This is a genomic window from Micromonospora sp. CCTCC AA 2012012 (assembly GCF_040499845.1).
Lineage (GTDB): Bacteria > Actinomycetota > Actinomycetes > Mycobacteriales > Micromonosporaceae > Micromonospora > Micromonospora mangrovi.
The window spans coordinates 2,976,543-2,992,194 of sequence record NZ_CP159342.1 but is presented as its reverse complement, the minus strand read 5'-3'; the positions used below and the strand labels follow the sequence as shown (position 1 = coordinate 2,992,194).

Genomic DNA, 15,652 nt, shown 5'->3' with positions numbered 1-15,652 from the left:
GGATGTCGGACGACAACTGCCGCGCCCATGTAAGCAGAGCAAAGGCGGCGCGCCGAGGCTGCCCGGCCCTGCCGGGGCGCGGCCCGGCCGTCCACCCGGACCGTCCGGCCCCGCCGCCGCGCGCAGCGGCCCGCCCCGACCGCCCGCGCCGGCCGGCGCCCAGCTGGCGGCGCGAGAGGACGAAGGGAAGCGCATGACCCCCGAGGAGATCCTGGCCGCCGACCGGGCGCACGTGTGGCACCCGTACGCGGCGCTGCCGCCGGCCGGCCCGCCGTACGTGGTCCAGAGCGCCGAGGGCGTACGGCTGCGGCTGGCCGACGGTCGGGAGCTGGTGGACGGGATGTCGTCCTGGTGGGCGGCCATCCACGGCTACCGCCACCCGGTGCTGGACGCCGCCGTGACCGACCAGCTCGGCCGGATGAGCCACGTGATGTTCGGCGGGTTGACCCACGAGCCGGCGGTCCGGCTGGCGCGCACGCTGGTCGAGCTGTCCCCGGAGGGCCTGGAGCACGTCTTCCTCGCCGACTCCGGCTCGGTGAGCGTCGAGGTGGCGGTGAAGATGTGCCTGCAGTACCAGCGGGCCACCGGCCGCCCGCAGCGGCACCGGCTCGGCACCTGGCGGGGTGGCTACCACGGCGACACCTTCCACCCGATGAGCGTCTGCGACCCCGAGGGCGGCATGCACCACCTCTGGGGGGACGTGCTGCCCCGGCAGGTCTTCGCCCCGGTGCCCCCGGCCGGCTTCGACGCCCCGCCCGACCCCGCGTACGAGCAGGCCCTGGTGGACGCGGTGGAGCGGCACGCCGACGAGCTGGCCGCGGTGATCGTGGAACCGGTGGTGCAGGGCGCCGGCGGGATGCGTTTCCACCACCCGCACTACCTGCGGGTGCTGCGCGAGGTGACCCGCGCGCACGGCGTCCTGCTGGTCTTCGACGAGATCGCCACCGGGTTCGGCCGGACCGGCGCGATGTTCGCCGCCGAGCACGCCGGGGTGGTCCCGGACGTGCTCTGTGTGGGCAAGGCGCTGACCGGCGGCTACCTGACCCTGGCCGCGGCGCTCTGCACGCCGGAGATCGCCCGGGGCATCTCCGCCGACGGGGTGCTGGCGCACGGCCCCACCTTCATGGGCAACCCGCTGGCCTGTGCGGTCGCCAACGCCTCGCTGGGGCTGCTGACCGGCGGCGACTGGGCCGGACGGGTGGCGACGATCGCGCGCGGCCTGCGCGAAGGGCTGGAGCCGTTGCGGGGGGCGCCGGGGGTGGCCGACGTGCGGGTGCTCGGCGCGATCGGCGTGGTGCAGCTCGACCACGAGGTCGACCTGGCCCGGGCCACCGCCGCCGCGGTGGCGCAGGGCGTCTGGCTGCGCCCCTTCCGGGACCTGATCTACACCATGCCGCCGTACGTGACCGACGAGGCCGACGTCGCCCGGATCGTCACCGGGATCCGGGCGGCGGTCGCGGCCGGCTGAACGGTCCCGCCGGCCCCGGCGCCGGCACGAGGGACGACGAGCGGCGGCGTCCACCGCCGTACGACCACCGTGGCGGGGTGCCGCGGGACGGAAGAGGGAGAGTCGTGATGGAGAGCTTCGGCGCCCGCCTGCACCGGGCCGTGACCGAGCGGGGACCGCTCTGCGTGGGGATCGACCCGCATCCGGGGCTGCTGGCCCGCTGGGGGCTCTCCGACGACGTACGGGGTCTCGACCGGTTCAGCCGGACCGTGGTGGAGGCGCTGGGGGACCGGGTGGCGGTCGTCAAGCCCCAGTCGGCCTTTTTCGAGCGCTTCGGGTCCCAGGGTGTCGGAATTCTTGAGTCAACTATCCGACAGTTGCGCGATGCCGGCTCGCTCGTTCTGCTTGACGTCAAGCGCGGGGACATCGGTTCGACGGTCGCCGCGTACGCCGCCGCGTACCTCGATCCATCCAGCCCGCTGTATGTCGACGCGGTGACCGCGAGCCCCTACCTGGGAGTAGGTTCGCTGGCACCGATGTTCGAGCTGGCCGCCGCGCACGGCGGCGGGGTCTTCGTGCTGGCCCTCACCTCGAACCCCGAGGGAGCCGCCGTGCAGCGCGCCGTCACGGCCGACGGGCGGACCGTCGCGCAGACCGTGATCGACGAGATTTCCCAGCTCAACAGGGGTGCGGAGCCGCTCGGCAGCTTCGGTCTGGTGGTCGGCGCGACGATCGGCGACACCGGTCACGACCTCTCCGGGGTGAACGGTCCGCTGCTCGCTCCGGGCCTCGGCGCGCAGGGCGGGACGGCCGCCGGGCTGCGTACGGTCTTCGGCTCCAGCCTCCCGTCGGTGCTGCCGTCGTACTCCCGGGAGGTGCTGCACGCGGGCCCGGACACCGCCGCCCTGCGGGCCGCCGCGGAGCGGGTCCTGGCCGACTGCCGGGCCGCCCTGACCGGCGCGTGACTGACTGACAGCTCGGTCACTTTCCGTTGATCTTCGCGTGCCCACGTTGCCGAAAGCTCCGTTGACCGCTAGTTTTCCCCGCGCTGGGAACCACGGACCCCTTTGGTTGCCAGCGACACCACGTTTCACAGAAGCGGCGGTGCGTCCCGCCCGCCGCGTTAGGGACCTGAGGAGAACTGGTGCCGCTCCCGTCACTGACCCCCGAACAGCGTGCTGCCGCGCTGGAGAAGGCCGCGGAGATCCGCAAGGCCCGTGCTGAGCTGAAGGAGCAGCTCAAGCAGGGCAAGACCACCCTCGCCACCGTCCTCGAGCGGGCCGAGTCCGACGACGTCGTCGGCAAGCTGAAGGTTTCGGCCGTCCTCCAGGCGATGCCGGGCATCGGCAAGATCCGGGCCACCCAGATCATGGAGAAGCTCAAGATCGCCGACAGCCGTCGCCTGCGCGGCCTGGGCGAGCAGCAGCGCAAGGCCCTGCTTGGAGAGTTCGCCGCCAACTGAACGCGGCAGCGTGTAGAAACAAGCAGTGAGCACGGATGACGAGGCGCGCCCGGCGGCTCGGCTCACTGTCCTGGGGGGACCTTCGGGTGCCGGTCGGGAGAGTGTCGTCGAGCTGGTCCGGGCGCGTTTCGCACGTGCCTGGGTGCCCGTGCCGGCCACCACCCGGCCCCCCCGGCCGGGTGAGGTCGACGGGCTCCACCGGTGCTTCGTCGACCCGGCCGCGTTCGACCGCATGATCGCCGCCGGCGAGCTGCTGGAGTGGAGCCGGGCCGGACCCTTCCGGCGCGGTACGCCCCGCGCCGGGGTACGCGACCGGCTGGCCGCCGGGGTGCCGGTGCTGCTGCCGCTGGACCTGCCCGGGGCGCTCGCCGTCCGGGCCGTGACGCCCGACGCCCAGCTGGTGCTCCTCGCCCCGCCGGCGTACCGGCCGGACCCCGCCGTGGCGGTCGCCTTCGCCCACACCGTGCGGCACGACCGTGCCGAGCGGGCAGCCGACGAGCTGGTAGGCTTACTCGGTTCTTCCTTCCTGGCTCCGGCCCAACCGCGCGGATGCGGTTGAGAGACCCACCGCGCCCGCGCGGTGAAGAGACGCAGAGGTTATTTCGTGGGATCCATCGCCAACCCCGAAGGCATCACCAACCCGCCGATCGACGAGCTGCTCGAGAAGACCACCTCGAAGTACGCGCTCGTGATCTTCGCCGCCAAGCGCGCGCGCCAGGTCAACGCCTACTACAGCCAGCTCGGCGAGGGCCTCCTGGAGTACGTCGGCCCGCTCGTGGAGACCACCCCGCAGGAGAAGCCGCTCTCCATCGCCATGCGCGAGATCAACGCCGGCCTGCTCACCGCCGAGCCGACCGACCAGCCGTAAGCTCGCCCGCGTCGATGTCCGCCGAGATCGTCCTCGGGGTCGGCGGTGGCATCGCCGCCTACAAGGCGTGTGAGCTGCTGCGGCTCTTCACCGAGTCGGGCCACCGGGTCCGCGTCGTGCCGACCGCGTCGGCGCTCCGGTTCGTCGGAGCGCCGACCTGGGCGGCGCTGTCGGGCCGGCCGGTCGCCGACGACGTCTGGTCCGACGTGCACGAGGTGCCACACGTCCGGCTCGGCCAGCACGCCGACCTGGTGGTGGTCGCGCCCGCCACGGCCGACCTGCTCGCCAAGGCCGCCCACGGTCTCGCCGACGACCTGCTCACCAACACCCTGCTGACCGCGCGCTGCCCGGTCCTGCTCGCCCCGGCGATGCACACCGAGATGTGGGAGCACCCGGCCACCGTCGCCAACGTCGCGACCCTGCGGTCCCGGGGTGTCCGGGTGATCGAACCCGCCGTCGGCCGGCTCACCGGCGCCGACAGCGGCAAGGGCCGGCTGCCCGACCCGGCGGAGATCTTCGCCGTCGCCCGCCGGGCCCTCGCCCGGGGCGTCGCCGCCCCGGCCGACCTGGCCGGCCGGCACGTCGTGGTCACCGCCGGCGGCACCCGCGAGCCGCTCGACCCGGTCCGGTTCCTCGGCAACCGCTCCTCCGGCAAGCAGGGGTACGCCTTCGCCCGCGCCGCCGTCGCCCGGGGCGCCCGGGTCACCCTGGTCTCGGCCAACGTGTCGCTCGCCGACCCGGCCGGCGTCGACGTGGTCCGCGTCGGCACCACCGAGGAACTGCGCAAGGCCACCCTGGAGGCCGCCGCCGACGCCGACGTGGTGGTGATGGCCGCGGCTCCCGCCGATTTCCGCCCGGCAACGTACGCGACTGGCAAAATCAAGAAGGCGGACGACGGCAGCGCGCCGACGATCGACCTGGTCACCAACCCTGACATCGCCGCCGAGCTGGGCCGGCGCCGCCGGCCGGACCAGGTGCTGGTGGTGTTCGCCGCGGAGACCGGCGACGCCGAGGCCAACGGCCGCGCCAAGCTCGCCCGGAAGCGGGCGGACCTCATCGTCATCAACGAGGTGGGCGTGGACAAGGTCTTCGGCGCCGACACCAACGCGGCGACCGTCATCGGCTCCGACGACTCGGTGCAGCGGCTGCCCGAGCAGTCCAAGGAGGACCTCGCCGACGGTGTCTGGGACCTCGTGCTGACCCGGCTGACGGACCGGTCCTGAACGCTGGGCACATTCGTATTCGGTGAGTCACCCTAGAAGTACGGTGACTAAACTGCCGCGGAGCGACCGTTCAAGAGTTTTCACATGCTTAGGAGTGCCGTGACACGTCTCTTCACGTCCGAATCGGTCACGGAAGGCCACCCGGACAAGATCGCCGACCAGATCAGCGACGGCATTCTCGACGCCCTGCTCGCCCAGGACCCGCACAGCCGGGTCGCGGTCGAGACCCTGATCACCACCGGTCAGGTCCACGTCGCGGGTGAGGTCACCACCAAGGCGTACGCGGACATTCCGACCATCGTCCGGGAGACCATCCTGGAGATCGGGTACGACTCGTCGAAGAAGGGCTTCGACGGCGCCTCCTGCGGCGTCAGCGTCTCGATCGGCGCGCAGTCCCCGGACATCGCCCAGGGTGTCGACAACGCCTTCGAGTTGCGTACCGGGTCGTCGGAGAGTGCGCTCGACGCGCAGGGCGCCGGCGACCAGGGTATGATGTTCGGCTTCGCCTGCTCGGAGACCCCCGAGCTGATGCCGCTGCCGATCGCGCTCGCGCACCGGCTGGCCCGCCGGCTCGCCGCGGTCCGCAAGGACGGCACCATCCCCTACCTGCGGCCCGACGGCAAGACCCAGGTCACCATCGAGTACGACGGGCTGCGCCCGGTACGCCTCGACACGGTGGTGGTCTCCAGCCAGCACGCCGCCGACATCTCGCTGGAGTCGCTGCTCACCCCGGACGTGCGCGAGCACGTCATCGCCCCCGAGCTGGAGAGCCTCGGCCTCGACACGGACGGCTACCGGCTGCTGGTCAACCCGACCGGGCGCTTCGAGATCGGTGGCCCGATGGGCGACGCCGGCCTCACCGGCCGGAAGATCATCGTCGACACCTACGGCGGCTACGCCCGGCACGGCGGCGGCGCCTTCTCCGGCAAGGACCCGTCCAAGGTCGACCGCTCCGCCGCGTACGCGATGCGCTGGGTCGCCAAGAACGTCGTCGCCGCCGGCCTGGCCGAGCGCTGCGAGGCGCAGGTCGCGTACGCGATCGGCAAGGCCCACCCGGTGAGCCTCTTCATCGAGACGTTCGGCACCGAGACCGTGCCGGTCAGCTCGATCGAGAAGGCCGTCAGCGAGGTCTTCGACCTGCGCCCGGCCGCGATCATCCGCGACCTGAACCTGCTCCGCCCGATCTACCAGCAGACCGCCGCGTACGGCCACTTCGGCCGGGAGCTGCCGGACCTGACCTGGGAGGGCACCGACCGGGCCGCCGATCTCAAGTCGGCCGCGGGAGCCTGACCGCCACCAGGCGCAGCGACCGGCGACCCGCAGCGGGGTCGCCGGTCGCTCGTGTCTGCGTGGACGTGCCCCTGCCCCACCTGGACCGTCCCTTCGACTACCTGGTGCCGGCCGAGCTGGACGCCGAGGCGACCGCCGGGGTGCGGGTGAAGGTGCGCTTCGCCGGCCAGCTGGTGGACGGCTGGCTGCTGGAGCGGGTCGAGCGGTCCGACCATCCCCGGCTGGCGTACCTGGAGAAGGTGGTCTCACCGGAGCCCGTCCTCGCCCCGGAGGTGGCCCGGCTGGCCCGGGCGGTCGCCGACCGGTACGCCGGCAGCCTCGCCGACGTGCTGCGCCTCGCCGTGCCGCCCCGGCACGCCCGGGTCGAGAAGGACCTCGCCGCCCGCGCCGACTCCGCCGACGCCCCGCCGGTACCCGACGCCGCCGAGGCCCCGCCGGCACCGGACGTTCCGCCGGCCGTCGGCTCCGCCTCCGGGGGCGGGCCCGTGGACCCGCGCGGCTGGCGGGACTACCCGGCCGGGCCGGCCCTGCTGCGCGCGCTGACCGACGGGCGGGCACCCCGGGCCGTCTGGTCCGCCCTGGCCGGGGAGGACTGGACCGCCCGGTACGCCGACGCGGTCGCCGCCACCGTGGCCGGCGGTCGGGGCGCGGTGGTCGTGGTGCCCGACGCCCGGGACCTGGACCGGCTCGACGCCGCGCTCACCGCCACCCTCGGCCCCGACCGGCACGTCTGCCTCTCCGCCGCGCTCGGCCCGGCCCGCCGCTACCGCGCCTTCCTCGCCGCCCGCCACGGCGACGTGCCGGTGGTGATCGGCACCCGGGCGGCCATGTTCGCCCCGGTCGACCGGCTCGGCCTGGTGGCGATCTGGGACGACGGCGACGACCTGCACGCCGAGCCCCGGTCGCCCTACCCGCACGCCCGGGAGGTGCTGCTCACCCGGGCCCAGCTCGCCGACGCGGCTGCCCTGGTCGGCGGGTACGCCCGCACGGCCGAGGCGCAGCTGCTGGTGGAGACCGGCTGGGCGCGGGAGGTGGTGGCCGACCGGGCGACCGTGCGGGCGCGTACCCCGGTGATCTTGCCGACCGGCGACGACCCGCAGCTGGCCCGCGACCCGGGTGCGGCGACCGCCCGGCTGCCCAGCCTGGCCTGGACGACCGCGCGGGACACCCTGCGCGCCGACGCCCCGGTGCTGGTGCAGGTGCCCCGCCGCGGCTACCTGCCCTCGGTGGCCTGCGCCGACTGCCGGACCCCGGCCCGCTGCCCGCACTGCGCCGGCCCGCTCGCGCTGCCGTCGGCCGCGGGGACGCCCGCCTGCCGCTGGTGCGGCCGGGTCGCCGCCGCGTACGCCTGCCCGGAGTGCGGCGGGCGACGGCTGCGGGCCTCCGTCACCGGCGCCCGGCGGACCGCGGAGGAGCTGGGCCGGGCCTTCCCCGGCGTGCCGGTCCGCACCTCCGGCCGGGAGGAGGTGCTCGCCTCGGTGCCCGACGGCGCCGGGCTGGTGATCGCCACCCCGGGGGCGGAACCGGTGGCCGAGGGGGGCTACGGCGCGGTGCTGCTGCTCGACTCCTGGGCCCTGCTCACCCGGGCCGACCTGCGGGCGGGGGAGGAGGCGCTGCGCCGGTGGCTGGCCGCCGCCGCGCTGGCCCGCCCCGCCGGCGCCGGAGGCCGGGTGGTGGTCGTCGCCGACGGCGCGCTCGCGCCGGTGCAGGCGCTGCTGCGCTGGGACGCGGCCTGGTTCGCCGCCCGGGAGCTGGCCGAGCGGCGCGAGCTGGGCTTCCCGCCCGCGGTGCGGATGGCCAGCGTCACCGGGGTGGCCGAGGCGGTGGCCGACCTGCTCGCCGGGGCGCCGCTGCCCGACGACGCCGAGGTGCTCGGCCCGGTGCCGGCGGACGAGGGGAAGGAACGGATGCTGGTCCGGGTGCCCCGGGCCCGGGCCGCCGCCCTCGCCGAGGCGCTGCGCGCCGCCGCCGGCCAGCGCAGCGCCCGCAAGGCCGCCGACCCGGTGCGCCTCCAGGTCGACCCGCTGAGCCTCTTCTGACCGCTCGCCGCCGCCCGATTCCCGGTGACGTGGCGCACCGGCGTGGTCGCCGACCGTGGTGACCTGGGGTTTGACGGACACGTGGTCCGGCAATTGGGTGGAAGCTGCGTGATAGCATCGCCCGTCATGCCCGGGCGTACGACGGCTCGCAGCACGGCCCGGCGTCAGACGCGCCGGACCGGACGAGGACTGGCGGACGCGTCGAGCCGAAGCCACATCGATGATGTCAACCAGCCGGCGATCAGGGGTGGACCAGTCGTGACCGTTCGTCAATCGATCGTCTTCAACGGCGACCTCGGCAGCGGCAAGAGCACCGTCTCCGTCGAGATCGCCGAGCGGCTGGGGCTGCGCCGGGTCAGTGTCGGCGACCTCTACCGCCAGATGGCGCAGGACCGGCAGATGACCGCGCTCCAGCTCAACCTGCACGCCGAGCTGGACCAGGCCGTCGACGGTTACGTCGACCAGCTCCAGCGCGACATCGCCGCCTCTGGCGAGAGTCTCGTCATGGACTCCCGGCTGGCCTGGCACTTCTTCACCAACGCGCTCAAGGTCCACATGATCACCGAGCCGACCGAGGCGGCCCGGCGGGTGCTCGCCCGCCCCTCCGGCCCGGCCGAGAGCTACACCTCGCTGGAGGAGGCGAGGGCCAAGCTCCGCGAGCGCAGCGAGAGCGAGCGCAACCGGTTCATCCTCCGCTACGGCGTCGACAAGGCCCGGCTGCGCAACTACGACCTGATCTGCGACACCACCCGGGCGAACCCGGCGCAGGTGATCTCGCACATCGTCGACGCGTACGAGGGGCGCCTCGGCGCGGACGTGCTGCGCGACGCCCCGCCGCTGCTGCTGCTCGACCCGCGTCGGGTCTATCCGACCGAGGACATCGCCACCCTGCGCGGGCTCTGGGACTCCGAGTTCGTCGGCGAGGTGGCCGACGCCGGCGACGAGGCCCTGGAGCCGCTGACCATCGGCTACACCGGCGAGTACTTCTTCGTCGTGGACGGACACCGCCGGCTCAGCGCGGCGATCCAGAGCGGCTTCCCGATGGTCCCGGCCCGGCTGGTCGCCGAGGTCGACGAGCCGGTCGTCGGCGGGATGAGCGCGGTCGACTACTTCGCCGCCCAGGTGCGTCCCAGCCTGATCCACGACTGGGAGGCCGCCCACGGCATCACCCTCCCGCTGCCCGAGCACGCCCTGCTCGGCGGGGACGCGGTGCTCGCCGGGGAGCCGGGCACCGGCGCCTGAGCCGTCCCGGCGGCGGTCGGGGGATCGCGGGAACCGGACAGCCGGGGGCATGATGGAGGCTTCCGACGCCCGGGGAGGCCGATCGTGGACGCCGCCGACGCTCTCGCCCTGCTCATGTCGCCGCAGGGCCGGATCGACCCCTATCCGACGTACGAGCGGCTGCGCGCGCACGGCCCGGTGGCGCAGGCCGGCCCGGTCTTCTACGCGGTCACCGGCTACGCCGAGGCCGACGAGATCCTGCGCGACCCCCGCTTCGGGGTGATGGACGACGAGCTGCGCGACCAGTTCCTGCCCGGGTGGCGGGACAGCGCCGCCGTGCGGTCGATCTCCCGGTCGATGCTGCGCACCAACCCGCCGGACCACAGCCGGATGCGGCGGCTCGCGGCCGGCGCGTTCACCCCGCGCCGGATCGCCGCCATGCGGGACGTGGTGGTGGCGCAGGCCGACGAGCTGATCGACCGGATGCGGGACCGGGGCCGTGACGGCGCGCCCCTGGACTTCATGGCCGACTTCGCGTACCCGTTGCCGGTCGGGGTGATCTGCGCGCTGCTCGGCGTGCCGGCGGCGGACCGGCCGCTGTTCCGGCGGTGGGCGACCGACCTGACCGGCGTGCTGGAGCCGGAGATCACGCCCGAGGAGCTGGCCGTCGCCGACCGCGGGGCCACCGAGCTGAGCGACTACTTCGCCGAGCTGGTCGCGGCCCGCCGCCGGGCCCCGGCCGACGACCTGACCACCGCGCTGGTGCAGGCGCACGACGCGGACGGCGCGCGGCTCTCCGGCGACGAGCTGCTGGCCAACCTGGTGGTGCTGCTGGTGGCCGGCTTCGAGACGACCACCAACCTGCTCGGCAACGGCCTGGTGGTGCTGCTGGAGCACCCCCGGGCGGCCGACGCGCTGCGCGGCCACCCCGAGTTCGCCGCCGACTACGTCGACGAGCTGCTGCGGTACGACTCCCCGGTGCAGCTCACCTCCCGGATGAGCACCGCACCGAGCCGCTACGGCGGCGTCGACCTGCCCGCCGGGAGCTGGCTGATCCTGCTGCTCGGCGCCGCCAACCGGGATCCCCGGCGCTATCCGGAGCCGCACCGGTTCGACCCGTGGCGACCGCAGATCCACCCGCTCTCCTTCGGCGCCGGACCGCACTACTGCCTCGGCGCGGGGCTGGCCCGGCTGGAGGCGCAGGTGGCCTTCCCGCAGCTGCTGCGTCGGCTGCCCGGCCTGGCCCTGGCCGGCGAGCCGGAGCGCCGGGTCCGGCTGACCCTGCGCGGCTACGCCACCCTGCCGGTGACGGTGGGTGAGGAGTCCCCGCTCACCGATCGCGGTACGCCGGCCGGGGCGGCTCCGGGTACTCCGTAGACTGGTACGGCACCGCCCGTCCCAGTTAAGGAGCCACCCCGCGTGACCGTTCAGCCCATCCGTCTGTTCGGGGATCCGGTGCTGCGCACGCCGGCCGATCCGGTGGTCGACTTCGACGTCGAGCTGCGCACGTTGATCGCCGACCTGACCGACACGATGCGGGAGCAGAGCGGGGCCGGCCTCGCCGCGCCGCAGCTCGGGGTGAGCCTGCGGGTCTTCACCTTCGACGTCGACGACGTCGTCGGCCACCTGGTGAACCCGGTGCTGGAGTTCCCGGACGCCGAGGAGCAGGACGGCCCGGAGGGGTGCCTCTCCATCCCCGGCCTCTACTTCGACACCAAGCGTCGGCAGAACGTGATCGCCAAGGGCTACAACGGCTACGGCGACCCGATGCAGATCGTCGGCACTGGGCTGATGGCCCGCTGCGTGCAGCACGAGACCGACCACCTCGACGGGGTGCTCTTCGTCGACCGGCTGGACCCGGCCGGCCGCAAGGCCGCGATGAAGGCGATCCGGCAGGCCGAGTGGTACGACCCGGCCGCGCCGCCCACGGTCAAGCTGAACCCGCACGCCGCGGGGAACCCCTTCGGTCTGGGGCGGTGACCCGGATGCGTCTGGTCTTCGCCGGCACGCCGGCCGTCGCCGTACCCGCCCTGGAGGCGGTCGCCGCCTCCGACCACGAGCTGCTGGCCGTGGTGACCCGTCCCGACGCCCCGGCCGGTCGCGGTCGGGGCCTGGTCCGCTCGCCCGTCGGCGCCTGGGCCGACGCGCACGGCGTGGAGGTGCTCACCCCGGCGAAGCCCCGGGAGCCGGAGTTCCTGGACCGGCTGCGCGCGCTCGCCCCGGACTGCGTGCCGGTGGTCGCGTACGGGGCGCTGGTGCCGCCGTCGGCGCTGGAGATCCCCACGCACGGCTGGGTCAACCTGCACTTCTCGCTGCTGCCCGCCTGGCGGGGTGCCGCGCCCGTGCAGCACGCCGTGCTGCACGGCGACGAGCTGACCGGGGCCAGTGTCTTCCAGTTGGAGGCCGGGCTGGACACCGGCCCGGTCTTCGGCACGCTGACCGACGAGGTCCGTCCGACCGACACCTCCGGCGACCTGCTGGAGCGGCTCGCCCACTCGGGCGCCGGCCTGCTGGTGGCCGTCCTCGACGCGATCGCGGCGGGCACCGCGCGCGCCGAGCCGCAGCCCGCCGACGGGGTCTCCCTGGCGCCGAAGCTGACCGTCGAGGACGCCCGGGTGCGCTGGGCCGACCCGGCCTTCGCCGTCGACCGGCGGATCCGTGCCTGCACCCCCGCCCCCGGGCCGTGGACGACCTTCCGCGGCGACCGGGTGAAGCTCGGCCCGGTCACCCCGGTGGCGAACGGCCCCGACCTGAAACCCGGTGAGTTGCTGGTGGAGAAGTCACGGGTGCTGGTGGGCACCGCCACCGTCCCGGTGCAGCTCGGTGAGGTCCGGGCGGCCGGCAAGAAGGCCATGTCGGCGAGTGACTGGGCGCGCGGCGTCCGGGTCGCCACCGGCGAGGACCTCGCGTGACGGGGCCGTCCGAGCCGCGGGGTGAGCGCTTCGCCGACGAGGGCCGGCGTGGTCCGGCGCGATCGTCCGACGGGCCGCGGGACACCGGCCGCGGCGAGCGGTCGTTCGAGCGCGGCGACCGGTTCCCGCGCGGGGACCGGCCGCGCGGCGGGCAGTTCGGCGGGGACCGTGCGCGTGGCGGGGACCGCCGGGGGTTCGACCGGCGGCCCGTCCGGCCGGCCGTGGACCTGCCCCGGCACGTCGCGTACCAGGCCGTCGCGGCGGTCCACCGGGACGACGCGTACGCCAACCTGGTGCTGCCGGCGATGCTGCGCGAGGAGGGGCTGACCGGTCGGGACGCCGCCTTCGCCACCGAGCTGACCTACGGCACGCTGCGGCACACCGGCACCCTGGACGCGATCATCACGGACGCGGCCGGCCGGGACGTGCAGCGGATCGACCCGCCGGTGCGGGACGCGCTGCGGATCGGGGCGTACCAGCTGCTGCACACCCGGGTGCCGGCGCACGCCGCCGTCTCCTCCACCGTCGACCTGGTCCGCTCGGTGGGCCCGGGGGCGACCGGGTTCGCCAACGCGGTGCTGCGGGAGATCACCACCCTCGACCACGACGGCTGGGTGGCGAAGCTCGCCCCGGACCGGGAGACCGACCCGGTCGGGCACCTGGCGCTGGCGTACAGCCACCCGCAGTGGATCGTGCGGGCCTTCGCCGAGGCGCTCGGCGGGGACCTGGCCGAGACGGAACGGCTGCTCATCGAGGACAACGAGCGGCCACCGGTGCACCTGTGCGCGCGGCCCGGCCTGGTCGACCCGGTCGAGCTGGCCGACGAGGTGGGTGGCGCCCCGGGCGCCTTCTCCCCGTACGCCGTCTATCTGCCCGGCGGCGCGCCGGGTGACCTGCGCGCGGTCGCCGAGGGGCGGGCGCACGTCCAGGACGAGGGTTCCCAGCTGGTGGCGAACGCCCTGGCGGGCGCGCCGCTGGACGGCCCGGACGGCCGCTGGCTGGACCTGTGCGCGGGGCCGGGCGGCAAGGCGGGCCTGCTCGGCGCGCTCGCCGCGCAGCGCGGTGCCCGGCTGACCGCGGTGGAGGTGGCCGAGCACCGGGCCCGGCTGGTCGAGCAGGCCACCCGGGGTCTGCCGGTGGCCGTGCTGGCCACCGACGGGCGCTCGGTCGGCGCGGACCCGAAGCTGCCCGAGGGGCACTTCGACCGGGTGCTGGTGGACGCCCCGTGCACCGGGCTGGGTTCGCTGCGCCGCCGGCCGGAGTCCCGCTGGCGGCGGCAGCCGTCGGACCTGCCGCCCCTGACCCGGTTGCAGCGGGAGCTGCTGACCGCCGCGCTCAAGGCGGTCCGCCCCGGCGGCCTGGTCGCCTACGTCACCTGCTCGCCGCACACGGTGGAGACGCACGTGACGGTGACCGAGGCGGCCCGCCGGTGTGGCCTGCCGGTGGACTTCGTCGACGCGCGGCCGCTGCTGCCGGCGGGCATGCCGGGGCTCGGCGACGGGCCGACCGTGCAGCTCTGGCCGCACCGGCACGGCACCGACGCGATGTTCCTGGCGGTGCTGCGCCGGGGCTGACCCGTCGACGGACCGCATTGACCTGCCCGGATCGGTGGTGTATTCCTGCACCACCCGACCCGCGGGCGCGCCGGTGCGCCCCGGGTCGTCCGGGAGGGGTCGATGGACGGCGAGGACGTGCGGACGCCGCCCTGGGGAGAGTTCGGTCGGGAGCTGCGCGTGTGGCGGCGCCGGGCCGGGCTGACCCAGGCGCAGCTCGGGCTGCGGATCGGCTACCACCACAGCGTGATCAGCAAGCTGGAGGGCGGGCTGCGGGAGCCGCCGATGGGGCTGCCGGCGCGGCTCGACGTGCTGCTCGGGTCGGACGGCGCGCTGACCGCCCTGGCCGAGCCGGGCGACCGGCGCAGACCGCGCAGCGGGCCGTCCGACCCGACGCTCTTCCCGGTGCTGCCGGCCGTCGAGGGGACCGACGCGCTGGCCCCGCCCGGCCTGCCGGTCTGGCCGCGGCTGCTGCCGTACGGCGGCTTCACCTGCCCGCTGCACGACGACACCCAGTGCCCGGTGCCCGGCCCGCAGGAGGTGCTGCCGCTGCTGGCCCGGCTGGACGCCGGTGGTGTGGCGGCGCTGCCGGACCGACCGGTGCCCGACCTGGTGCACGGGCTGACCGCGCTGCTGCCGGGTTACACCAGCGTCGCGATCGAGCAGGTGTCGACCGCGGTGGTCGCCTCGATCGAGCGGATCCTGCATCTGCTGGTGCGCTGGGCGGAGGTGGTCGACGCGGCCGGCCGTTCGCCGCTCGCCCCGCTCCGCCTCGCCGCCCAGTACGCGCAGCTCGCCGCCCGGCTGCGGATGCAGCGGGGGCAGCGCGCGGTCGGCATGGCCTGGGTCACCCACGGGCTGCGCTGGGCGGGCGCGGGTGCGGACGCGGTGGCCCGGGCGACGCTGCTCAGCGACTTCTGCACGCTGACCCGGCTGGACCGGGACGCCGCCTCGTCGCTGGCGTACGCGCGGGCACTCGGCGCGGTGGACCGGGAACGCGGCTGGATGACCACCCTGTCGCACCTCTACCAGGCGCGGGCGTACGGTCTGGCCGGCGCGGTGGGGGAGTGCCGCCGGCAGGTCCTGCTGGCCCGCCGTCGACTGGACCGGCTGGACACCCGGGACGCCGCCGAGGCGCCGTGGCTGCTCGGTGACGCGGGGGTGGTACGCGCCGAGTCCTCGATCGGCGGCGCGCTGCGGGACCTCGCGGCGTCCACCGGGGACCGGGCGGTGGCCCGTCGGGCGGTGCACGCGACGGGCCGGGCGCTGGCCCACCTGCCGGCGCGGATGCGCCCCACCTATCTGTTGTTGACCGTGCGGCTGGCCGACGCCCACGCCTGTGCCGGGGAGCCGGACGCGGCGGTGGCGGTGGCGACGCCGGTCGCCGAGGAGGCGCTGCGGACCGGCCGGGCGACCATCGTCCACGAGCTGCACGGCCTGCGCGCCCGGCTGCGGCAGGGCTGGGACGACCTGCCGGAGGTCCGCGAGCTGACCGACCTGCTGGGTCCATCCGCCCACTGACCCGGGCCGGTCCACTTTGCCGGATTGTGACAACCGCTCCCGGTCGGCCTGTTCCTCGTTGACCAGGGGATCGGCGGATGTGAACGTCTCCTGGCCCGGGGGTGGACGGGCCGGGC

At 75.1% G+C, this 15,652-nt stretch carries 14 protein-coding genes; all 14 read left to right on the top strand.

Features of this window, described 5'->3' with window-relative positions:
* The first annotated feature begins 193 nt into the window (after positions 1–193).
* The 14 genes from ABUL08_RS12940 to ABUL08_RS12875 all read left to right on the top strand — a co-directional run bounded on the left by ABUL08_RS12940 (position 194) and on the right by ABUL08_RS12875 (position 15,536).
* Positions 194–1,468 carry an adenosylmethionine--8-amino-7-oxononanoate transaminase gene (locus ABUL08_RS12940; RefSeq protein WP_350937807.1) on the top strand — a complete coding sequence of 425 codons (1,275 nt, stop codon included), beginning with the start codon at positions 194–196 and terminating at the stop codon, positions 1,466–1,468.
* Positions 1,469–1,575: 107 nt separating this feature from the next.
* Entirely contained in the window at positions 1,576–2,412 is an 837-nt protein-coding gene (gene pyrF, locus ABUL08_RS12935) for an orotidine-5'-phosphate decarboxylase (protein WP_350937806.1), read from the top strand.
* Positions 2,413–2,591: 179 nt separating this feature from the next.
* Positions 2,592–2,909 carry an integration host factor, actinobacterial type gene (gene mihF / locus ABUL08_RS12930; RefSeq protein ID WP_013285515.1) on the top strand — a complete coding sequence of 106 codons (318 nt, stop codon included), beginning with the start codon at positions 2,592–2,594 and terminating at the stop codon, positions 2,907–2,909.
* A 25-nt stretch (positions 2,910–2,934) separates the two neighbouring features.
* A complete protein-coding gene (locus tag ABUL08_RS12925) occupies positions 2,935–3,468 on the top strand; it encodes a nucleoside/nucleotide kinase family protein (RefSeq protein ID WP_350937803.1) in 534 nt (177 codons plus the stop codon).
* A 45-nt stretch (positions 3,469–3,513) separates the two neighbouring features.
* Positions 3,514–3,777, top strand: a complete 264-nt coding sequence (gene rpoZ, locus ABUL08_RS12920; protein WP_007075826.1) for a DNA-directed RNA polymerase subunit omega — start codon at positions 3,514–3,516, stop codon at positions 3,775–3,777.
* Positions 3,778–3,791: 14 nt separating this feature from the next.
* Positions 3,792–5,000, top strand: a complete 1,209-nt coding sequence (gene coaBC / locus ABUL08_RS12915; RefSeq protein WP_350937801.1) for a bifunctional phosphopantothenoylcysteine decarboxylase/phosphopantothenate--cysteine ligase CoaBC — start codon at positions 3,792–3,794, stop codon at positions 4,998–5,000.
* Between the two features lie 99 nt (positions 5,001–5,099).
* Complete coding sequence (gene metK / locus ABUL08_RS12910) at positions 5,100–6,290, top strand: methionine adenosyltransferase (RefSeq protein ID WP_350937799.1); 1,191 nt, start codon at positions 5,100–5,102, stop codon at positions 6,288–6,290.
* Between the two features lie 59 nt (positions 6,291–6,349).
* The gene (locus tag ABUL08_RS12905) at positions 6,350–8,329 is read left to right on the top strand and encodes a primosomal protein N' (protein ID WP_350937796.1); all 1,980 of its coding nucleotides are present in this window, start codon (positions 6,350–6,352) and stop codon (positions 8,327–8,329) included.
* A 258-nt stretch (positions 8,330–8,587) separates the two neighbouring features.
* On the top strand, positions 8,588–9,571 hold the full coding sequence (locus ABUL08_RS12900; RefSeq protein ID WP_350937794.1) for an AAA family ATPase: 984 nt from the start codon (positions 8,588–8,590) through the stop codon (positions 9,569–9,571).
* Positions 9,572–9,655: 84 nt separating this feature from the next.
* Positions 9,656–10,927: a cytochrome P450 gene (locus ABUL08_RS12895; protein WP_350937792.1), complete on the top strand. Its 1,272-nt coding sequence runs from the start codon at positions 9,656–9,658 to the stop codon at positions 10,925–10,927.
* Positions 10,928–10,969: 42 nt separating this feature from the next.
* The gene (def, locus tag ABUL08_RS12890) at positions 10,970–11,530 is read left to right on the top strand and encodes a peptide deformylase (RefSeq protein WP_350937789.1); all 561 of its coding nucleotides are present in this window, start codon (positions 10,970–10,972) and stop codon (positions 11,528–11,530) included.
* A gap of 5 nt (positions 11,531–11,535) precedes the next feature.
* A complete protein-coding gene (gene fmt, locus ABUL08_RS12885; protein ID WP_350938605.1) occupies positions 11,536–12,462 on the top strand; it encodes a methionyl-tRNA formyltransferase in 927 nt (308 codons plus the stop codon).
* Positions 12,459–14,036 carry an RsmB/NOP family class I SAM-dependent RNA methyltransferase gene (locus ABUL08_RS12880; RefSeq protein WP_350937787.1) on the top strand — a complete coding sequence of 526 codons (1,578 nt, stop codon included), beginning with the start codon at positions 12,459–12,461 and terminating at the stop codon, positions 14,034–14,036. The genes fmt and ABUL08_RS12880 overlap by 4 nt, the downstream gene beginning before the upstream one ends.
* Positions 14,037–14,138: 102 nt before the next feature.
* On the top strand, positions 14,139–15,536 hold the full coding sequence (locus ABUL08_RS12875) for a helix-turn-helix domain-containing protein (protein WP_350937786.1): 1,398 nt from the start codon (positions 14,139–14,141) through the stop codon (positions 15,534–15,536).
* Positions 15,537–15,652: the final 116 nt, after the last annotated feature.